This window comes from Plantactinospora sp. GCM10030261 (assembly GCF_042666615.1).
Classification (GTDB): domain Bacteria; phylum Actinomycetota; class Actinomycetes; order Mycobacteriales; family Micromonosporaceae; genus KBS50.
This window is the reverse complement of the sequence record NZ_JBHTDD010000043.1, coordinates 1-19997: the sequence shown is the minus strand read 5'-3', so window position 1 is coordinate 19997 and position 19997 is coordinate 1. Positions and strand designations below refer to the sequence as shown.

At 74.0% G+C, this 19997-nt stretch carries 16 protein-coding genes and 1 pseudogene; 2 read left to right on the top strand and 15 right to left on the bottom strand.

The features are described from left to right. Positions 1 to 82: 82 nt before the first annotated feature. The 13 genes from ACFQUZ_RS30680 to ACFQUZ_RS30620 form a co-directional block, all read right to left on the bottom strand. The gene (locus tag ACFQUZ_RS30680; protein WP_377448489.1) at positions 83 to 682 is read right to left on the bottom strand and encodes an NUDIX domain-containing protein; all 600 of its coding nucleotides are present in this window, start codon (positions 680 to 682) and stop codon (positions 83 to 85) included. Continuing rightward, entirely contained in the window at positions 679 to 2397 is a 1719-nt protein-coding gene (locus ACFQUZ_RS30675; RefSeq protein ID WP_377448526.1) for a CTP synthase, read from the bottom strand. The genes ACFQUZ_RS30680 and ACFQUZ_RS30675 overlap by 4 nt, the downstream gene beginning before the upstream one ends. A gap of 205 nt (positions 2398 to 2602) precedes the next feature. Further along, a complete protein-coding gene (locus tag ACFQUZ_RS30670) occupies positions 2603 to 4951 on the bottom strand; it encodes a hypothetical protein (RefSeq protein ID WP_377448488.1) in 2349 nt (782 codons plus the stop codon). Continuing rightward, positions 4951 to 6276 (bottom strand): glycosyltransferase, encoded by a 1326-nt coding sequence (locus ACFQUZ_RS30665; RefSeq protein WP_377448486.1) that lies wholly within the window; start codon positions 6274 to 6276, stop codon positions 4951 to 4953. The genes ACFQUZ_RS30670 and ACFQUZ_RS30665 overlap by 1 nt, the downstream gene beginning before the upstream one ends. Next, positions 6273 to 7943, bottom strand: a complete 1671-nt coding sequence (gene murJ / locus ACFQUZ_RS30660; protein WP_377448524.1) for a murein biosynthesis integral membrane protein MurJ — start codon at positions 7941 to 7943, stop codon at positions 6273 to 6275. The genes ACFQUZ_RS30665 and murJ overlap by 4 nt, the downstream gene beginning before the upstream one ends. Before the next feature lie 32 nt (positions 7944 to 7975). Then, positions 7976 to 8857: a hypothetical protein gene (locus ACFQUZ_RS30655; protein ID WP_377448484.1), complete on the bottom strand. Its 882-nt coding sequence runs from the start codon at positions 8855 to 8857 to the stop codon at positions 7976 to 7978. Continuing rightward, the gene (locus ACFQUZ_RS30650; protein WP_377448482.1) at positions 8854 to 9789 is read right to left on the bottom strand and encodes a copper transporter; all 936 of its coding nucleotides are present in this window, start codon (positions 9787 to 9789) and stop codon (positions 8854 to 8856) included. Before ACFQUZ_RS30650 ends, ACFQUZ_RS30655 begins: the two co-directional genes overlap by 4 nt. Positions 9790 to 9829: 40 nt before the next feature. Beyond that, on the bottom strand, positions 9830 to 11008 hold the full coding sequence (steA, locus tag ACFQUZ_RS30645; protein ID WP_377448480.1) for a putative cytokinetic ring protein SteA: 1179 nt from the start codon (positions 11006 to 11008) through the stop codon (positions 9830 to 9832). 118 nt (positions 11009 to 11126) lie between these two features. After that, complete coding sequence (recN, locus tag ACFQUZ_RS30640; RefSeq protein WP_377448478.1) at positions 11127 to 12884, bottom strand: DNA repair protein RecN; 1758 nt, start codon at positions 12882 to 12884, stop codon at positions 11127 to 11129. A 177-nt stretch (positions 12885 to 13061) separates the two neighbouring features. After that, entirely contained in the window at positions 13062 to 13946 is an 885-nt protein-coding gene (locus ACFQUZ_RS30635) for an NAD kinase (RefSeq protein ID WP_377448476.1), read from the bottom strand. Beyond that, positions 13946 to 14827 carry a TlyA family RNA methyltransferase gene (locus tag ACFQUZ_RS30630; protein WP_377448474.1) on the bottom strand — a complete coding sequence of 294 codons (882 nt, stop codon included), beginning with the start codon at positions 14825 to 14827 and terminating at the stop codon, positions 13946 to 13948. Before ACFQUZ_RS30630 ends, ACFQUZ_RS30635 begins: the two co-directional genes overlap by 1 nt. Positions 14828 to 14883: 56 nt before the next feature. Beyond that, on the bottom strand, positions 14884 to 15165 hold the full coding sequence (locus tag ACFQUZ_RS30625) for a hypothetical protein (RefSeq protein WP_377448472.1): 282 nt from the start codon (positions 15163 to 15165) through the stop codon (positions 14884 to 14886). 19 nt (positions 15166 to 15184) lie between these two features. After that, positions 15185 to 15847 (bottom strand): phasin family protein, encoded by a 663-nt coding sequence (locus ACFQUZ_RS30620; RefSeq protein WP_377448470.1) that lies wholly within the window; start codon positions 15845 to 15847, stop codon positions 15185 to 15187. 119 nt (positions 15848 to 15966) lie between these two features. Between ACFQUZ_RS30620 and ACFQUZ_RS30615 the strand changes: the two genes are divergently transcribed. After that, positions 15967 to 16305, top strand: a complete 339-nt coding sequence (locus ACFQUZ_RS30615; protein ID WP_377448468.1) for an alkyl sulfatase C-terminal domain-containing protein — start codon at positions 15967 to 15969, stop codon at positions 16303 to 16305. A 266-nt stretch (positions 16306 to 16571) separates the two neighbouring features. Here the strand turns inward: ACFQUZ_RS30615 and ACFQUZ_RS30610 are convergent. Both ACFQUZ_RS30610 and ACFQUZ_RS30605 read right to left on the bottom strand, forming a co-directional pair. Continuing rightward, positions 16572 to 17576 (bottom strand): annotated as a pseudogene (locus ACFQUZ_RS30610) (HAD-IIA family hydrolase); the annotation flags it as partial. Further along, positions 17573 to 18457: a tetratricopeptide repeat protein gene (locus ACFQUZ_RS30605; RefSeq protein WP_377448466.1), complete on the bottom strand. Its 885-nt coding sequence runs from the start codon at positions 18455 to 18457 to the stop codon at positions 17573 to 17575. The pseudogene ACFQUZ_RS30610 and the gene ACFQUZ_RS30605, both read right to left, overlap by 4 nt. Here ACFQUZ_RS30605 and ACFQUZ_RS30600 point away from each other — a divergent pair. Continuing rightward, positions 18359 to 19864: a hypothetical protein gene (locus ACFQUZ_RS30600; protein ID WP_377448528.1), complete on the top strand. Its 1506-nt coding sequence runs from the start codon at positions 18359 to 18361 to the stop codon at positions 19862 to 19864. The genes ACFQUZ_RS30605 and ACFQUZ_RS30600 overlap by 99 nt on opposite strands. Positions 19865 to 19997: the final 133 nt, after the last annotated feature.

Here is a 19997-nt window from a genome sequence, read left to right as displayed (position 1 = left end):
GCGGCATCCCTCATTGTGACAGGGTGTGACGACGACTCCTGACGGTGTGTCAGGCCCGTCGTGGACGGGCCGCGCCAGCGGCTCAGCCCGGTAGCGGTGCGTCGGCCGGACGCAGCGCCGCCCACCCGGCGTCGCGGGCCCGGGCGGCGGCGAGCAGCCCCGCCACGCAGGCCGCGTTGGTGATCTCACCGGCCAGCACCATGCCCACCGCCTCGTCCAGCGCGAACCGGCGTACCGCCATGTCCGCCTCCTCGTCACGGCGCTCGTGACGCCGCTCGACCGGCACCTCGGTCAACTCCCGGGCGAGGAAGACCCGGATCCGCTCGTTGGAGAATCCGGGCGAGGTGTCCATGTCCACAAGCACGTCGAGCCGGCCGGCGACGAGGTCCACCTCCTCGGCCAGTTCCCGACGGGCGGTGTCGGCCAGATCCTCGCCGGCCTGGTCGACCAGGCCGGCCGGCAACTCCCAGAGGTACCGGCCGACGGCGTGCCGGTACTGCCGGACCATGGTCACCGAGCCGTCGTCGTGCAGCGGCACCACACCCACCGCGCCGACGTGCCGGACGTAGTCGCGCGCCGCCGTCCGACCGCCGGGCATGGTCACCTCGTCGGTCACCACCGAGAAGACCGCGCCGGAAAACCGCTCGTGCCGGGCGGTCACCTCGTACCGGTGTGCGGTCACGACGGCGAGCCGGCAGGCCGGCGGGCCGGGTCGGACCCGGCGGCGTCGACGGTCGGGCCGGCGGGCTTGGTGCTCGGATCGGCGGCGTCCGGGACCGGGTCCAGCCCCACCGGCAGCCGGTCCGCCTCCGAGTACGCGACCACGGCGGCGACGAACGCGGCGAACAGCGGATGCGGCCGGGTGGGGCGGCTCTTCAGCTCCGGATGCGCCTGGGTGGCCACGAAGAACGGGTGCTGGTCACGTTCCAGCTCGACGAACTCGACAAGCCGGCCGTCCGGGGAGGTGCCGCTGATCCGCAGACCGGCCTTGGCGAGCTGGTCCCGGTACGCGTTGTTGACCTCGTACCGGTGCCGGTGCCGCTCGCTGACCTCGGTCCGGCCGTACGCCTCGGCGACGAGGGAATCCTCGGCCAGCCGGGCCGGATAGGCGCCGAGCCGCATGGTGCCGCCCATGTCACCCTTGCCGGCGACGATCTCCTCCTGGTCGGCCATGGTGGCGATCACCGGATGCACCGCCGACTCGTCGAACTCCAGCGATCCGGCGCCGTCCAGCCCGGCCAGGTGCCGGGCGACCTCGATGGTCATGCACTGCAGACCGAGGCAGAGGCCGAGGATCGGGATCCGGTTCTCCCGGGCGAACCGCACCGCGCCGATCTTGCCCTCGATGCCGCGTACGCCGAAGCCGCCGGGGATCACGATGCCGTCGACACCGGCGAGTGCGGTGGCCGCGCCGGTGTCGGTGGCGCAGTCGTCGCTGGGGACCCAGCGCAGCTCCACCCGGGCCCGGTGACCGAAGCCGGCGGCCCGGATCGCCTCGCTGACCGACAGGTAGGCGTCCGGCAGGTCGACGTACTTGCCGACCAGCGCGACCCGGACCGTGTGCCGGGGCCGGTGCACCCGGTCGAGCAGGTCGTCCCAGCGGGTCCAGTCCACGTCGCGGAACGACAGTCCGAGCCGGCGCACCACGTACGCGTCCAGGCCCTCGCGATGCAGCACCTTGGGGATGTCGTAGATGCTCGGCGCGTCCGGGGCGGCGATCACGGCCTCCCGGTCGACGTCGCAGTAAAGCGACAGCTTGTGCTTGAGCTTCTCCGGGATCTCCCGGTCCGACCGGCACACGATCGCGTCCGGCTGGATACCGATGTTGCGCAGCTGGGCGACCGAGTGCTGGGTGGGCTTCGTCTTCAACTCGCCGGACGGGGCCAGGTAGGGCACCAGCGAGACGTGCAGATAGAAACAGTTGTCCCGGCCGAGGTCGTGCCGGACCTGCCGGATCGCCTCCAGGAACGGCAGCGACTCGATGTCGCCGACCGTGCCGCCCACCTCGGTGATCACCACGTCCGGGGTGCGGCCGACCTCGTCCGGATCGCCCATGGCCAGGATGCGTGCCTTGATCTCGTTCGTGATGTGCGGGATCACCTGCACGGTGTCGCCGAGGTACTCGCCCCGGCGCTCCTTGGCGATGACCTCCGAGTAGATCTGCCCGGTGGTGACGTTGGCCTTGCCGGACAGGTCACGGTCCAGGAACCGCTCGTAGTGCCCCACGTCGAGGTCGGTCTCGGCACCGTCGTCGGTGACGAACACCTCACCGTGCTGGAACGGGTTCATGGTGCCCGGGTCGACGTTGAGGTAGGGGTCGAGTTTCTGCATCACGACCCGCAGACCGCGAGCGGTGAGCAGGTTGCCCAGGCTGGAGGCGGTGAGACCCTTACCCAGCGAGGAGGCGACGCCTCCGGTGACGAAGATGTGCCGGATCGTCTGTGGTGAAGCCAACGCCTGCTCCCGTGGTCGTCCGTTGCGGTCGTGCAGACCGGCGCCGATCAGGCAAAGTGATCACGCGATCCACGGGTCTCCACGGTAACACCTCTGGACGTACCCCACCTCGGGGGCGGCACTCCCGCGGCTCCCGCCCGGCGGTCCGTCACCTCGGCGGACGGCTCCGCCCGGCCGGGTCGGCCGAAGCCGGGACGGCCGAAGCCGGGACGGCCGGCGACCCCGCACCCTCGGCAGGCGACTCGTCGACGTCAGCCCGCGGCTCGTCGGCCGCCGGGTCCGCGCCGTCGACCCCTGAACCTGCCACCGGGTCCGCGCCGTCGACCGGCGAACCGGCCGACTCGTCCGCCCGGTCAGCCGACGCACCGGCCGAGCCGGAATCGGCGGTACGCGGCTCCGGGGGGCGGGTCCGATCCGTGGCGTGATCCAGCACCCGCAGCGCGGACAGCGCCGCCAGCGGCACGGTCAGCGCCGCCGCCGCCCCGGCCACGTTCAGCGCCGATCCGCCGAGCAGGCCGGCGAGCAGGGCGGCGACGGGGATGCCGAGCATCGCCGCCCGGACCGCCGGATAGATACCGAACAGCCGTTTGAGGCCGCCCCACGGTTGCAGCAGCGCGAACCAGACAAGCACCGCGCCGATCAGGGCGAGCACCGTCAGCGGGCTGCCGGTGAGCGCGTCCACGCTGGCCGCGCCGGACCGGTGCACGGTCATCCCGCCGGTGCCGTCGCCCAGCGCGTCGAGGAACCGGCCCAGGCCACCTCGCTCCCCGGCCGGCCGCCGCATGTCGATCACCGCGAATCCGACGGTCACCACCAGACCGGCGATTGTCGCCCAGGCCAGCCGGCCCAGCGTGAGCCAGCCGCCGGTGCTGATCGCCGCGGCGATGCTCACCCCGGCGGTCAGCGCGACCGCACCCACCGGATCGGACCCCAGATAGGGGCTGCCCACCAGCACCACACCCAGCCCGCCGACGCAGATCAGCACGGCCGGCCGCCACTCGCGGCGGATCCGTTGCGCGAGCCACCCGCCGGAGAGCAGGATGGCGGCCGTGAAGACGCCGAAACCGACGGTGCCGAGCCCGGCGTACCGACCGCCCTCCAGCGCCGAATAGCCCGTCACCCCGTTGAGCTGCAACCGGGCCCCGGTGAGCACGTCCGTACCGACGATGATCGCGGCGACGATCACCACCGCGCCCAGCGGCCCCAACGTCCGGCGGTAGCCGCGGGCGAACCGTACCCCGGCCGTGGCCACGGTCAGCACGACGAGCGTCGTGGCGGCGAACGCCCACCCCGGATGGCCGGTACGCCACCACGGCACCGCGTCGGCGACGAGCGCCGCCGGGATGGCCAGCGCCGCCGCAACGAGCAGCACCTCCACGGCCTCGACCACCCGCCGGGGAGCCGGGGTGGGTCCGCCGGGGCCGGCGTGCCGCCGGGCGCGGCGCAACAACGGCACCACCGCGATGGCGAGCAGGAACTGGCAGCCCGCCAGCAGTGCGAAGAATCCGGAGGCGACCCGGCGCTGGGCGCCGGCCTCCTCGTCGGCGTCGGCCGGTCCGGCGATCGCGGCGGACAGGTCGGCCGGCCGGTCCTGCACCACGGTGGCCGGCTGGCCACGGAACAACTGCTCCGGCAGCGGCCGGTCGAGCGCCCGCAGCGCGGTGGGCGCCAGGTCGATCAGTTGGAGATAGCCGTCCCGGCCGGTACTGGCGGAGGTGAGCCAGCCCCGTTCCCACCCGGGGCCGTCGGCCACCGCGACGTGCAACCGGGACGTCTGGTCGGTGTCCGACACGCCGGCCACCAGGACCAGCGAATTGTCCGGCCGGGCGGCCAACAGCCGGGCCAGGGCCGCGTCGGCACGCCGGGCCGCGGCGGCCCGCTCCGCCGGGTCCTCACCGGCCACCGTGCCGAGATCTACCATGCTGAGTACGCAGGACGAGAGCAGACCGGCGGCATCCTCCGGCAGGTTCGGCTCGTACCTGTCGACGCGGCCGAACGGGCGGGCGGCGGCGACCGCCGCGCCGGGGCCGATCGCCACCGTGCAGCGCACCGACTCGGGCAACGCGCCGGGCACCGCTCCCCACGGCAGCCGGTCCTTGTTGTGCAGCACCGTGCCGCGCTGGTCGGGCAGGTTCGCGCCGATCCGGTCGGGCCGGGCGACGGTGACCGGGCTGGTCGGGCATCCGGTGGTCCCCCGTTCCCCCGGCCAGCCGGCGTAGTTGCCGGCTCCGAGGGTGAGCCAACCGTCGACCGGACAGGTCGGGTTGTGCCCGGAGCGCACCGACAGCGAACCGATGGATCCCTGCCCGGCCAGTCGCCACAGGGTCGGCGTCTGCTCCGGTGACACATCGTCCCAGCGCAGCCCGGGCACGCCGGCCATGACGACGTAGTCCACCCGGCCCTGCGGCGCGCCGACCGCGGGGCTGACCATGAGCGCCGCGACGCCGAACACCACGACGATGGCGGCCAGCAACGGCGGAACGGCTCGACGAAGCATCAGCCGCGGCCCGCCGCCGGGTCCGTCACGGCCGGTCCGGCCGTGGGGTTCGTGCCGGCGGCGGTGTCGCGGTCGCGCCGGACCGCCGGACCGGCGGACGACGCCTCCGGGCCGGCGGACACCGACGGCTCAGCGGCCGACATCTCCGGGCCGGCGGACACCGACGGCTCAGCGGCCGACATCTCCGGGCCGGCGGACACCGACGGCTCAGCGGACGCCGGCGACGTCAGCGCGGCGTACAGTCCGGCGACCTGGGCCACGGTGTCCTCCTCGGTGGGCCAGGTCTGCGCGCGGGCCGTCGCGCGCCGAGCCAGCTCGGCCCGGCGCCCCGGGTCGGCCAGCAACTCCCGGACCGCGCGGTCCACCGCGTCGACATCGCCGGGCGGCACCAGCACCGCCGCGTCGCCGACCAGGTCCGGCACCCCGCCCACCGCGGTCGCCACCAGCGGCACCCCGGCCCGCAGCGCCTCCTGGGCGAACAGCTGCCGCGCCTCCCAGTCGCTTGTCACCACGGCGAGGTCGGCGGCGGCGAGCAGATCGGTCACGTCGGTGCGGTGCCCGAGCAGGCTCACCGGCGCGCGGGCGGCGGAAACCCGCGCGGCGAGCGGCAGGTAGCTCGGCCCGCTTCCGGCGATCACCACGACCGGCGGCGGCGTCATGTCGCGCCACCGGGCGGCGGCGTCCACCAGGACGTCGTACCGCTTCTGCGGATGCAGCCGACCCACCGAGAGGATCAACGGCTGGTCCGCCGCGGCGGCGAACTCGGCGCGGACCGCCGCGCGGCCCCGCCGGGGCGGGGCGAGTTCCGGCGCCGCCACCGGAGCGGGCCGGGCGTCCCGCGCCCCGGCGGCCGCCGCCCGCTCCACCAGGTCGGCGGAGGCGCCGAGCGCCACGTCCGCCCGGCGGGCCACCATCCGCTCCGCCAGCCGCGACAGCCGTCCCCGCAGGCCACCGGAGAGTACGGCGTTGTGCCAGGTCACCACCAGCGGCTGGGCCGGCCGGGCGAGGGCGGCGACCAGGCCGGCGCGCAGCCCGTGCGCGTGCACCACGTCCACATCGCCGGTCAGCACGCGGCGCAGTGCGGCCACCGCCGCCGAGTCGGCAAGCGTCGGGTTGGGCGGGATCTCCACGGCGAAGAAGTCGGCGCCGGCCGCCACGAAGTCGAACTGGTCCTGGGTGGCCGCCGGTCCGCACACCGTCACCCGCGCCCCGCCCGCGACCAGGCCCCGGACCAGCGAGGCGACGTGCTGCCCGACCCCGCCGGTGGAGGAGGCGAGCACCAGCGCGACCCGGCCGGTCCATCCCGTTGCGCTGCTCGCGCTCATGGCGAGTGGGTCTCCTTCCCCTCGGCCCGCCGCGCACCCGCACCACCGAGCCGGCGGCGGAGCGTCCCGAGCATCGGCCGGAGGTCGCGCCGGTCCAGCGGATACGCCACGGCGACGAATACGGCACCGACGACGACACCGGACAGCATGCCCTGAACGAACGCGGCCAGGCGCGGCGGGGTGTCGAACGGCACGCCGGTCAAGGCATGTGCCACCACCGTACCGGCGACGGCCGCCACCGTACCGGCGGTGAGGCCGACCACCGCCGCCCGGGGGAGGCCGCGCAGCGCCGGTCGACCGGCGGCGCGGGCCACGACGACCACCAGCAGCACACCCAGCACCAGCATGCCGATCGAGTTGCCGGCGGCCACGGCGGCCACCCGGTACTCGACCGGCGCCAGCGCCGAGAGCGCCACGCTGGCCAGCGGCACCGCGAGCCAGCCGGCGGCGGTGGCCAGCGACGCCGACCGGGTGCCGCCCCGGGCGTACAGGGCCCGGGTCAGCACCGCGAACAGGCCGTAGCCGAGCAGGCCCGGGGCGAAGCCGGCGATCGCGGCGGCGCCGGCCCCGGTCGGCCCGGCCGCCGTGGCGTCACCGAGGAAGAACCGGGCCACCGGCGCCGCGGTCGCCACCAGGGCGGCCGCGCCGAGGCAACTGAACAGCAGCACCCGGCGGGCGGTGGGGGCCAGCACCTCCCGGTACGTCCGCTCGTCCCGCTCCGCCGCGGCGGCGGCCAGGTTCGGGTACGCCGCGACCGCCAGCGGCACCGCGAGCACCGCCCAGGGCAGCAGGAACATGGTCTGGGCCAGGTTGAACACCACGGGATCGCTTGTCGACCCGCCGTTGACCAGCCGGAGCATGACCAGCAACGCGATCTGCTGGCCGGCGACGGCGACCGCGCCCGCCACCGCGAGGCCGCCCACCTTGCGTCGCGCCTCGGCGGAGAAGGTGTACGTCGGCCGCCAGGGTCGCAGGCCGAGGCGGCGCAGCGGAATGAGCAGGGACAGCGACAGCACCACCACGCCGAGCGTCGTCCCGCCGGCCAGCAACCATTCGCCGCCGGGGCTCACCTCGGCGACGCTCGCCCCGCTGCCCTCCATCGCCGCGAAGGCCAGGTAGACACCGATCACCGTCACGCTGGACAGCAGCGGGGCCAGCACCGGCCAGGCGAACCGGCGGTGGGCCTGCAACACCCCGGTGAGCACGATGCCGATGCCGTACAGCGGCAACTGCGGGGCGAAGATCCGCAGCAGCCGGGCACCGGCCGCGATCTGGTCGGGCGACTGACTGGCCTCGTCACTGAGTAGCCCGATGATGGGTTCGGCCAGCAGCGCCACCGCCACGGCGAGCGGCACCAGCAGGCTCACGGTCCAGGTCACCAGCGCCGCCGTGGTGGCGGCCACCGCCCGCCGGTCATCCGCGGCCACCGCCCTGGCCAGCAGCGGTACGACCAGGCTGGCCAGCGCCCCACCGGCGACGATCTCGAAGATGATGTTCGGGACGGTGTTCGCCACCACGTACATGCCGCCCAGGTCGCTGTACAGCACCCAGGTGAAGACCGCGGTGCGCCCGAAGCCGGCGAGCCGGCTGGCCACGGTCAGCGCGGCGATCAGCGCGGCGGCACCGGCGATCTTCCCGGCGGCCGGGATCCGCCCGGCACCCGGCAGCCGCCCGGGGCCGGGCCCTGGCGTCGACGGGTTCACGTGTCCGACGGCCGCCGGCCGAACTCGTCCAGCTCCCGCAGGCCAGGAGTGGCCCCGATGACCCGGGTGAAACTGACCTTCTCACTGGCCGCGGTCAGCCCGACCAGCACGGCGAGGATGACCGCCCGACCCGCCGGCCCGGTCCGCGCGGCGAGCGCGACACCGAGCAGCCCGCCCAGAGCGTTCGCGCCACTGTCGCCGAGCATCACCCGTTCGTCGAGGTCGTCGGGCAGCAGCGCGGCGGTGGCCCCGAGCGGGCCGGCGACCAGCCCGCCGACGGGACCGCCGACCAGCGGCCCGCCGATCAGCAGGCCGGACTTGGCGGCCCGGCCAGGCCGCAGGTCGAGCAGGTTGACCAGGTTGGCGGTGCCGGCAACCACCCCGGCCCCGAGCAGCACGTCGACGCCGCGCGTCACCAGGCCGCCCCGACCCCGCGCGGGATGGGACCGGACCCACGGATCGGCCGCCAGCAGGGCCGCCGCGGCGACCCCGGACAGCCCCACCCCGGCGATCTTGACGAGGCCGCTGCTGATCCGGCCCTCCGACAGCGCCCGCAGGTGCCCGGCGAAACCCTTGTCCGCCTTCTGCTCGGGGCGGGCCCCCACCACGTCGTCGTAGAGCCCCACCGCCCCGCAGCCCAGGCCGGTCACCAGCGCCGCCCCCGCCGCGGCCGGGCTCGGCGCGCCGACCGCGGCGGCGACTGCGCCGCCCGCGGCGAGCGCCGGGCCGGCGGCCAGGGTGACCGGGCGACCGCGAAAGTTGGTACGCCGCAACCGCGTGCCGCGGGACGACCGGTCCACCGCGCGCAGCGCCGACCGGGCCAGCACGACTCCGAGGCCGGTCACCAGGAGGCGACCGGCGATCCGGGCGGCGCTCACTGCGGCTGCTTCGGCGCGATGGAGGCGGCGCCGGCGCCCAGCCCGTACTGGCCGGCCTTCTGCCCCGTGAGCTGCTCGACGGTCGCCAGCGCGGTGACCACCTGGCCCTGCGCGGTGCTGGCGTTGTCCACGGTCGACATGGTCTTGCTCAGCGCCGGGTCGTCGCGCACGGCGGTGACCAGGTTCCCGGCGCCGGTGCCGCTGCCGGCCACCACGGCCGCGCCGAGCTTGTCGAACTGCACCGCCATGGTGACCACCGACTGGTCCTTGCGGGCCGAGTCGCGGTCGATGTGCGGCTGGCCGCTGACGATCACCACGCCCTCGGCCGAGGCGGTGATCCGGTCCGCGACGGTGACGTAGCCGGCGTTGATGTACGCGGTGAGCACCGCCCGGCGGTCCGCCTCCGGCACCGCGGGCTGTCCGGCCCGATCCAGCAACGCGGCGGCCAGCAGGGCGCTCGACGTCTCCACCCCCTCGCTGTTGCCGGGGAGGGCACTCGCCGGGATGCTGGGCCGGGCGGTCTTGTTGGCCAACTCCAGCAGCGACACGTTGTTGTCCGGGATGACGAACTTGTCCTGGATGTCGAGTCGACCGGTGACCGTGGCCCCGGTCATCCGGAGCATGTCGGTGACGCCCTCCACGTGGTCGCGTCCGCTGGGCAGCGACACCACCAGCAGCCGCTTGCCGGTGAGTTTGCCGGACAGCAGCAGCGGGGCGGTCTCCCGGGCGTAGTCCTCCTCGCGGTTGACCTCCTCCTGAAGGCTGCCGACCGTCTGCCGCAGCTGCTCGTTCTGCTTGCTCAACCCCGCCACCCGGTCGTTGAGCGAGTCCGCCACCGGACCGTTCAGCGCCGCTGTGCCGACCACCAGGCCGATGGCCAGGGCCAGGAACACCGCCGTCAGGGACACCACGTGGTACCGAAAGTTGATCACACCGTCGCCTCTTGGTCGTCAGCCGCTCGGTCGTCGGCGCCTAGAAGAGCTGCCCGAGCTGGAAAACCAGATTGTTCCACCACTCGGACGCCACGCCGAGGTAGGCCTTCCCCACCGTCGACACCGCCACCGCGGACGCCATCGCGGCCAGCGCGGACAGCACGAGCAGCAGCAGCGACGAGCCGGAGATGCTCTGCCGGTAGAGCCGGCTCACCCCCTTGGCGTCGACCAGCTTGCCGCCGACCTTGAGCCGGGTCAGGAAGGTGGACGCCATGCCGCCCCGACCCTTGTCCAGGAACTCCACCAGGGTGGCGTGGGTGCCGACCGCCACGATCAGCGACGACCCCTTACCGTCGGCCAGCAGCATGGCCAGGTCCTCGCTGGTGGCGGCCGCCGGGAAGGTGGTCGCGCTCACCCCGAGCGAATGCACCCGCTCGAGACCCGGCGCCCGTCCGTCGGGATAGGCGTGCACGATCACCTCGGCGCCACACTGCAGCACGTCGTCGGTGACCGAGTCCATGTCCCCGATGATCATGTCTGGCGTGTAGCCGGCCTCCACCAACGCGTCGGCGCCGCCGTCCACACCGATCAGCACCGGCTTGAACTCCCGGATGTACGGGCGCAGCACGTCCAGGTCCGCCTTGTAGTCGTAACCCCGCACCACGATCAGGCAGTGCCGACCCCGGATGGCGGTGCTGATCTCGGGCAGACCCACGCCGTCGAGCAGCAGCTCCCGCTCCTGCTTGAGGTAGTCCATGGTGTTGGCGGCGAACGCCTCCAACTGCACGGACAACCCCTCCCGGGCATCCGCCATCGCCTTCGCCACGGTCTCGGCGTCCTGCCGGGCGCCGTGCGCCACCGGTTCGGTGTCCACCAACACGGTGTTGCCGTCGATCCGGACCGTGTCGCCCTCGTGGATCTGCTGGAACACGCCCTCGCCGAGGTCGTCCAGCAGCGGGATCCCCGCCTCGACCAGCACCTGCGGACCCAGGTTGGGATAGCGACCGGACACCGACGGCTTGGCGTTGAGCACGGCGGCCACCCCGACCGCGACCAACGAGTCGGCCGCGACCCGGTCCAGGTCGACATGGTCGATCACGGCGATGTCGCCGGGGCGCAACCGGCCCACCAGACGCTTGGTCCGGCGGTCCAGGCGGGCGGTGCCGGCTACGACGCCGGGCTCCGCGTTCCGGGTACGGCGCAACGTGGGTAGACGCATCGAAACCATCCTGGCACGCGAGCGCGAGTTTATTGTGCAGACATGCCCCGTCGGCACCCGACTACGGGGGACAAAACCCCCATACTAGCCCGTCGTTGTGGCACCGCTCACATGATCATCAAGGGCGCCGCTCCCGCGCCGCCACGGCCAGCAACTCCTCCGCATGGGCAATACCCAGGTCGGAATCCGGCAAACCGGCGAGCATCCGGGCCAGCTCCCGCGCCCGTTCGGTGTCCTCCACCACCCGCACCCCGCTCGTGGTCACCGCACCCCCGGTGTCCTTGGCCACCACCAGATGCCGGTCCGCGAAGGCCGCCACCTGCGGCAGGTGCGTCACCACCAGAACCTGATGACTACGCGCCAACCGGGCCAACCGTCGCCCGATCTCGACCGCGGCCTGACCACCAACGCCCGCGTCGACCTCGTCGAAAACGAGCGTCGGCGGCCCGCCGGAGCCGGCGAAGACCACCTCGATGGCCAGCATCACCCGGGACAACTCACCGCCGGAGGCCCCCCGCTGCAACGGCAACGACGGCGCCCCCGGGTGCGCCAGCAACCGCAACTCCACCTCGTCGGCACCGTCCGGTCCCACCCCCACGTCGGCACCCTCCACCGTCAACGTGGGCTCGGCCCGCCCGGCCGGCCGGGACAGCACCGCCACCTCGATCCGCGCGTGCGGCATCGCCAGGCCGGTCAACTCCACCGTCACCTGCTCGGCGAAACGGGCCGCCGCCTCCCGCCGGGAAGCAGACAGCCGAGCCGCCAACTCGGCCACCTCGGCCGCCAACCGGCGACGCTCCCGATCCAGCTCCTCCAACAGCTCGTCCGACGTGTCCAGCTCGGACAACCGGTGTCGGGCCCGATCCGCCCAGGCGATCACCCCGTCGACATCGTCGGCGTACTTGCGGGTCAGCCCCCGCAGGGTGGCCCGCCGCTCGTAGATCGCCTGCAACCGGGCCGGATCCGCGTCCAGCGCGGCCAGGTAGGCCGACAACTCCGCCGAGACGTCACCCACAAGCGTGGCCGCCTCCTCCAACCGGGCGGCGAGGTCACCCAACGACCGGTCGACCCCCGCCTGCGCCTCCAGGGTGCGTCGCGCGGTGCCCAGCAACGAGGTCACGTCCGGCGTCTCGTCCACCGGCTCCCCGGTGCCGGCGACACACTGGTATGCCACCTGAGCGGCGGTCCGCAATCCCTCGGCGTGCTCCAACCGCTGCGCCTCCGCCTTCAGGTCGTCGTCCTCCCCCGGCTGCGGATCCACCCGGGTGATCTCCTCGAGACCGAGACGCAGCAGATCGGCCTCCTGGTTGCGCTCCCGGGCGTTGCGTCGCCGGTCGGCCAGATCGTCCTCGACCCGCCGCCACCGCGCGAACACATCCCGCATGGCGACCAGCAGCTTCTCGTGCTCCGGACCGGCGAACCGGTCCAACGCCGCCCGCTGCTCCGCCGGCCGCAACAGTCGCAACTGGTCGGACTGACCGTGCACCGCCACCACCTGGTCACCGATGTCAGACAACATCGACACCGGCATGCTGCGCCCGCCGACATGCGCCCGGGACCGGCCCTCGGCGTTTACCGTGCGGCTGAGCAGCACCGAGCCGTCGTCGTCCGGCTCGCCGCCGGCATCCAGCACCCGGGTGTGCACCGTGGTGGCCACCGGCTCACCCAGCCGCAGGCGGCCCTCCACCACGGCCCGGCCCGGGTCGGCGCGCACCCGCCCGGCGTCCGCCCGACCCCCGAAAAGCAACCCGAGACCCGTCACCACCATGGTCTTCCCGGCGCCGGTCTCGCCGGTGATGACGTTCATGCCGGCGGTCAGTGGAAGAGTCGTGTCCACGATGACGCCGAGGCCGGTGATGCGAAGCTCCTCCAACACAGCCACCGACAGTAGTAGCGGGCGCCGACAATTGACCACCCGACGGGCGGCATCGTGATGCCAGCGCCGACCCGCGCCGGTCGGCGGGGCGCCGGCGGGAGCCGGCGACGCGCCGGTCGGCGGCGGTCGGCCGGACCGGCATCGCTCGGCGACGCCGCCGGCGCGTCGTGCCACCGGTCAGCGGCGACCGCCGCGCCACCCGTGCACGGGCAGCCCGAACTTCGCCACCAACCGATCGGTGAACGGACGCGGACGCAGCCGCACGACACGTACCGGCAGATCGCCACGCTGGACGGTGACCCGCGCCCCCGGCGGAAGGTCATAGACCCGCCGCCCGTCACAACACAGCACCGCCAGCGCGGCGAACGGATCCACCGTGATCGAGAACGTCGACGTGGGCGCGGTCACCAACGGCCGGCTGAACAGGGCGTGCGCGCTGATCGGGACCAACAGCAACGCCTCCACCTCGGGCCACACGACCGGACCGCCCGCGGAGAACGCGTACGCGGTGGAACCCGTCGGAGTCGCGCAGACCACCCCGTCACAGCCGTACCGGGACAGCGGCCGGCCGTCGACGTCCACGAGCAGTTCGAGCATCTGCGCACGCTCGCCCTTCTCGACGCTTACCTCGTTGAGCGCCCAGGAGTGGATGGCCGGGCCACCGTCGAACTCGGCCCGCACGTCCAACGTCAGCCGCTCGTCCACTGTGTAGGCGCGCTCCACCACGTCGCGGACCGCCTGGTCGAGGTCGTCTATCTCGGCCTCGGCAAGGAAGCCCACCTTGCCGAGGTTGATGCCGAGCAACGGCGCCTTCGCCGGCCGAGCCAACTCCGCGGCCCGCAGGAACGTGCCGTCCCCACCGAGCGCGAACACGATCTCCGCGCCATCAGCGGCGTCGGAACCCCGAACCGGCACGATACCGGGCAGGTCGAGATCCTCGACCTCCTCGGCGACCACCCGAACCTCGAACCCGGCCTCGATCAGGTCCGCCGCCACCGCGCGGGCATGCTCCGTGCTGCGCCGCCGGCCGGTGTGCGTCACCAGCAGTGCGGTCCGACCCATCACGCCTCCTCCGTGGTCACGGCGACGTCCGCCCCGTCGGCGGCCGGCCCGCCGAGTGCCCCGGACGCGACCGGGCCAGCCGGGCCGGCCGCCACCACCGCGCGCACCTGGTCCGGATCGGCGGGCGCGGCGTCGCGGCGCAACCATACGAAGAATTCGACGTTGCCGCTCGGCCCCGGGAGCGGGCTGGCGGCGATGCCGGCGAGACCCAGCCCGAGCGTCGCGGCCGTCGCGGCCACGGCCAGCACCGCCTCCGCCCGCAACGCCGGATCACGCACCACCCCACCGGCGCCGACCCGCTCCTTGCCGACCTCGAACTGTGGCTTCACCATCAGGGCCAGGTCACCGTCCCCGGCCGTACAACCCGCCAGGGCCGGCAGCACCAGCCGCAACGAGATGAACGACAGGTCCGCCACCGTGACATCGACGGGACCGCCGATCGTCTCCGGCGTCAGGGCCCGGACGTTTGTCCGCTCGAAGACGCGCACCCGCTCGTGGCCGCGCAGTGACCAGGCCAACTGGCCGTATCCCACGTCGACGGCGACCACCTCGGCGGCACCGGCGCGCAGCAGCACGTCGGTGAAACCACCGGTCGAGGCGCCCGCGTCCAGGCAACGCCGACCGGCCACCGTAAGCCCCGCAGGCCCGAACGCGACAAGCGCACCGGCGAGTTTGTGACCACCCCGGGAGACGTACTCGGTGGCCGGATCGGCGCCGAGCACCCGTACCGCATCCGCCGGGTCGACCATCGCGGCGACCTTCCGGGCCGGCACTCCTCGAACCTGGACCCGGCCGGCCTCCACCAGCGCCGCGGCCTGCTCGCGCGAGCGGGCCAGACCGCGACGGACCAGTTCGGCGTCGAGCCGGGTACGACGTGCCATGGCGCGGATCTCCGAGGGGTACGGGGTGGCGGGGCGGATCGCCGACGCCACCGTGCTCAGGTCTGGTCGATGCTGGCGAGGGTCTCCCGCAGAATGCGGTGCGCCGCCTCGTACTGGGCGATCTGGTCGGCCGGCGACAGGTCAGCGGCATTGGCGATGCCCCGCACGGCGGCGTCAACCGCCGGGTGACGCGCCTCGACGTTCGCCGCACCGCCGTCGGGCGACGCCGCCGGCTCGGACCCGGGGGGCGGGCCCGGTCGCGGAGGGTCTGGCCGGGGCCCGCCGGGCGGCGGGCCGGGCCGGGGCGTCGGTCGTTCGGATTCCGGAGAACTGGTCACCTGTCCCGCTCCTCCACGATCAGGCCGGCGGCTGTTCGGTGCCGGCACGCCTGGTGGCGGCCTTCCGAGCCGGCGGCGGGGGCAGCTTCTTGGCGTCGAGCCGCTTCTCGCCCGGCGCGGTCTCCACGGCCCGGCCCGGGGCGGCCGCCCCGCCCGCCTTGCTGGCCTTCGTGGCCGGTGCGGCCGCCCCGCCCGCTGGGATGGCCTTCTTGGCCGGTCCGGCCACCCCACCCGCCTTGATGGCCTTCTTGGCCGGTGCGGCCTTCTTCGCCACGGCCTTCTTGGCAGCCACCTTCTTCGCCACGGTCTTCTTGGTCACCAGATCCGGCGACCCGGCCTGAGCCGTCGACACGCTGGCCGCCGGTGCGGTGCCCGAGCCTGCCTGGGCCACCCGCAGCTCGCGTTCCAGTTCCCGAACCCGGGACGTCAACTCCGCCACCTCATCGGCGGTGGCCAGGCCCACCGCCCCCAGGGCACGATCCACCTCGAAACGGACGAGCTTGGTGAGCGCCTCCCGGTTGGCCAACCCGGTGGAGACGAGCTCCTCGGCGAGCGACTGCAGCTGGGCGGCCGTCGCACCGCTCTGACCCACCATGCGCCGGACGGCCGTCTGCGCCTTCTTGCGGGACGCCTCGGTCAGTCCGAGGGCCACGTCCAGGTAGGCCCGCCATGCGTCCTGCATCCCGAATCCTCTCGCCGTGTCGACAGTCCGGCTGTCACGCTACCGGGCGTCCGGGATGACCGGTGTGCGGTAGCGTTCCCGAGTGACGATCGTGGCGGGCAAGGCGAGAGGGCAGAAGCGTGGCCAACGTTGACGAGTGCCGGCAGGCACTGCATGACCTGGCCGCGCGCCTGGAAGCGAACGCCGCGGAGGTTCGCGACCGCGTGGACCTCGACCGCACGCTGGCATGCCGCGTCACCGACCTGGAGACCGCGTTCCACGGACGGCTCAAGGACGGGCGCCTGATCGACCTGGCTGACGGAGACGATCCCAAGGCGAAGATCGCGATGAGCATCGGCAGCGACGACCTGATCGCGCTCGTGCACGGACGGCTGGACGTGGCGAGGGCACTCGCGTCCCGGCAGATCTCTGTCAAGGCCAACCCGTTCGACCTGTTGAAACTCCGCAAACTGTTGTAAAGCCGCCCTGGTGGTCCCGGCCTCCGGGGCGTGGACCCCGTGTGGACCCCGGGGGACGCGCCTCCCAGGTGTTGGTCCCCGGGGCGCCACCAGAGGCGGTCGCGGCGCCAGGGTCGGAGGCTCCCGCCAGGGTCAGGCTCGGAGGCCCCCGGGGGTCAGGCTTCCGGAACGCCGAGTTCGCGCAACGCCGTTTGGGCCGACGCACCATCGCCAACAACCCGGTCGACGGCCCGCTGACGGTCGTGGCGGGTCTGCTCGGTGGGCTCGACGCTCCGCTCGAAGGCCCGCCCTGCCCCGCCCCGTCCGTCCGGCGCGGCCCAGGCCGCCGCGCACATGACCGGCAACGCGTCCAGCGCGCGCCCGGTGCCCGCCAACCGCAGTACGCCGTCGGTCAGGTCGGCCCGCCAGCCGTCAGCCGTCGGGACCGCCGCGTCCGCCGACCCGGTCGCCGTCGACAGCCGCACCACCCGCGCCGGATCGAACAGACCGGTCAGGTCCGACGCCACGTAACTGGGCCGGGCTGCCGGCGGCGCCGCCAACAGGTCGACCACCGTGCTGACCCCGGTCAGCACGAGCAGGCTGTCCAGTCCGGCCCGACCTGCCCCCTCGATATCGGTGTCCAGCCGGTCACCGACCACCAGGGCGCGGCCAGATCCGGCTCGCCGGGCGGCGGTGCCGAACAGCGCCGGCTCCGGCTTGCCCACCACCACGTCGGGATCCCGGTCCAACGCGGTCCGCAGGGCGGCGACCAGAGCGCCGTTGCCGGGCAACGGTCCCCGCGGGCTGGGCAGCGTACGGTCCGTGTTGGTCGCCACCCAGAGCGCGCCACCGCGCACCGCGACGGCCGCCTCGGCGAGTTCCGGCCACCCCACCTCCGGGCCGTAGCCCTGGACGACGGCGACCGGCTCCGACCCGGCATCGGCCACCGGAGTCAGCCCCGCGTCCCGCACTTCCGCACGCAGTGCGTCGGCACCCACCACGAGCACCGGGGAACCGGCGGGCAGGCGGTCGGCCAGCACCGCCGCCGCCGCGCCGGCCGACGTGAGAACCTCGTCCGGCCGGGCGGGAATCCCCATGCCGGTCAACAGGTCCGCCACCTCGGCGGCCCGACGGGAGGCGTTGTTGGTCACGTAGGCCACCGGCGTACCGGCGTCGTGTAACCGCCCGACCGCCTCGACGGCACCGGGGATCGGCCGGTCGATCAGATACAGCACCCCGTCGAGATCGAACGCGACCAGGGCGTACCCGGCGACCAGTCGATCCGAGGTCACCGCCGCTCCGGCCCGCCGTCGTCCGGCGTCGACCGGCTCGGGTCCGCCTCCGCGGTCGCGGCGTCATCCCGGACGTCCTCGGCCGCGTCGACAGGCTTCTCATCGCCGGTCCCGCCGCCGAGGTCGGCGGTGTCTCGCCCCGCACTGTCCTCCTCGGCGTCGGCCGCTGCGACCACGTCCTCGGCGCTTCCGTTCTCGGCGCTTCCGTTCTCGGACTCCTCGGCGCTTCCGTCCTCGGACTCCTCAGCCTCAGCCTCCTCGGCCTCGGCTTCCTCCAGCACCACGCCGTCCAGCTCCAGGAGCCGCTCGGCCGCGTCCGTCTCCGACTCCTCGTCGACCTCGGCGGCCCGGGCGAACCACTCACGAGCCTCGTCGCGCCGTCCCACGGCCAGCAGGGCGTCCGCGTAGGCGTACCGCAGCCGCGCGGCCCAGGACTCGGCCGCCGGCGCGGTCAGCTCCCGCACCTGCAGCATCGCCACCGCGGCGTCCCCCTGGCCCAGGTCACCCCGGGCACCGGCCGCGACGATGAGCAACTCGATCGCCTGGGCCGGCTCCAGCGCCGCACGGTCCGCGCCCCGGAACAGGTCAACCGCCCGCTCAGGTCGGCCCAGAGCCCGCTCGCTGTCCGCGATCACGGCGAGGTGCGACTGCCGACCGGACATCCGGTGGTACGTCCGCAGCTCGGCGATCGCAGTCTGCCACTCCCCCGCGCGGTACGCGGCCAGGCCGACCGCCTCGCGTACGGCGGCGATCCGGGACGCCAGCCGTCGGGCGGCGTACGCGTGAGCGAGCGCCTCCACCGGGTCCTCGTCGATCAGGCGACCGGTGGCGACCAGGTGCCGGGAGACGGTGTCCGCCGCCGGCTTCGCCAGCGAGAGCAACTCGGCCCGTACGTCGCGGTCCAGATCACTGGCCTCGATGTCGTCGGGCAGCACAGGCCCCGCCTCCGACGGACGTGCCTCGTCCCGCACCCCGCGATCGTCTCGACGGTCTTCACCTCGGTCGTCCCGCCGGAAGCCGCCCTCGCGGCGGTCGCCACCACGCTCGTCCCGCCGGAAGCCGCCGTCACGCCGGTCGCCGCCCCGGTTGTCCTGCCGGTAGCCGCCGGGTCGGTCGTCGCGCCGGTCACGGTCTCCCCGGAACCCACCCGAGCGGTCATCGCGACGGAAGCCACCCTCACGCCGGTCACCGCCCCGGAAGCCACCCGAACGGTCGTCCGGACGGTAACCACCCTCGCGGCGGTCACCACCACGGTCATCCCGCCGGAAGCCACCCTCACGCCGGTCACCGCCGCTCCGGAACCCAGCCGATCGATCGTCGGAACGGTAACCGCCCTCGCGGCGGTCGCCGCCCGGGAAGCCACCAGGCCGGTCGTCGCGCCGGTCCCGGTCACCCCGGAACCCACCCGAGCGGTCACCGCGACGGAAGCCACCCTCACGCCGGTCACCGCCCCGGAAGCCACCGGGACGGTCGTCGCGCCGGTCCCGGTCACCCCGGAACCCACCCGAGCGGTCATCGCGACGGAAGCCACCCTCACGCCGGTCACCGCCCCGGAAGCCACCCGAACGGTCGTCCGGACGGTAACCACCCTCGCGGCGGTCGCCACCACGGTCATCCCGCCGGAAGCCACCCTCACGCCGGTCACCGCCGCTCCGGAACCCACCGGGACGGTCGTCGCGCCGGTCCCGGTCACCCCGGAACCCACCCGAGCGGTCATCGCGACGGAAGCCACCCTCACGCCGGTCACCGCCCCGGAAGCCACCCGAACGGTCGTCCGGACGGTAACCACCCTCGCGGCGGTCACCACCACGGTCATCCCGCCGGAAGCCACCCTCACGCCGGTCGCCGCCCCGGTTGTCCTGCCGGTAGCCGCCGGGTCGGTCGTCGCGCCGGTCACGGTCTCCCCGGTAGCCGCCGGGTCGGTCGTCGCGCCGGTCCCGGTCACCCCGGAACCCACCCGAGCGGTCATCGCGACGGAAGCCACCCTCACGCCGGTCACCGCCCCGGAAGCCACCCGAACGGTCGTCCGGACGGTAACCACCCTCGCGGCGGTCACCACCACGGTCATCCCGCCGGAAGCCACCGTCTCGGTCACCTCGGTGGCCGCCTTCGCGGCGGAAGCCGTTGTCCCGGTCGCCACCGCGATAGCCCCGCTCCCCGTCACTCCGGGACTCCCGGTCGGGTCGGTACGGTGCCCGGTCCCCACGGCGCGGCGCGCCGCCCCGCCCGGCGTCACGGCCGGGCCGGTCGTCGTGGCGGCGCGGGCGGTCGCCGCCGTGCGGTCCTGAGCTCACGGGGTCCATCCTTCCTGATGGCACAACTTCTGTGGAAACGCAGTTGAGGGCCACCCTTTACCGGGTGGCCCTCGACTGGATGATTGTCCGGCGGCGTCCTACTCTCCCACACCCTCCCGGGTGCAGT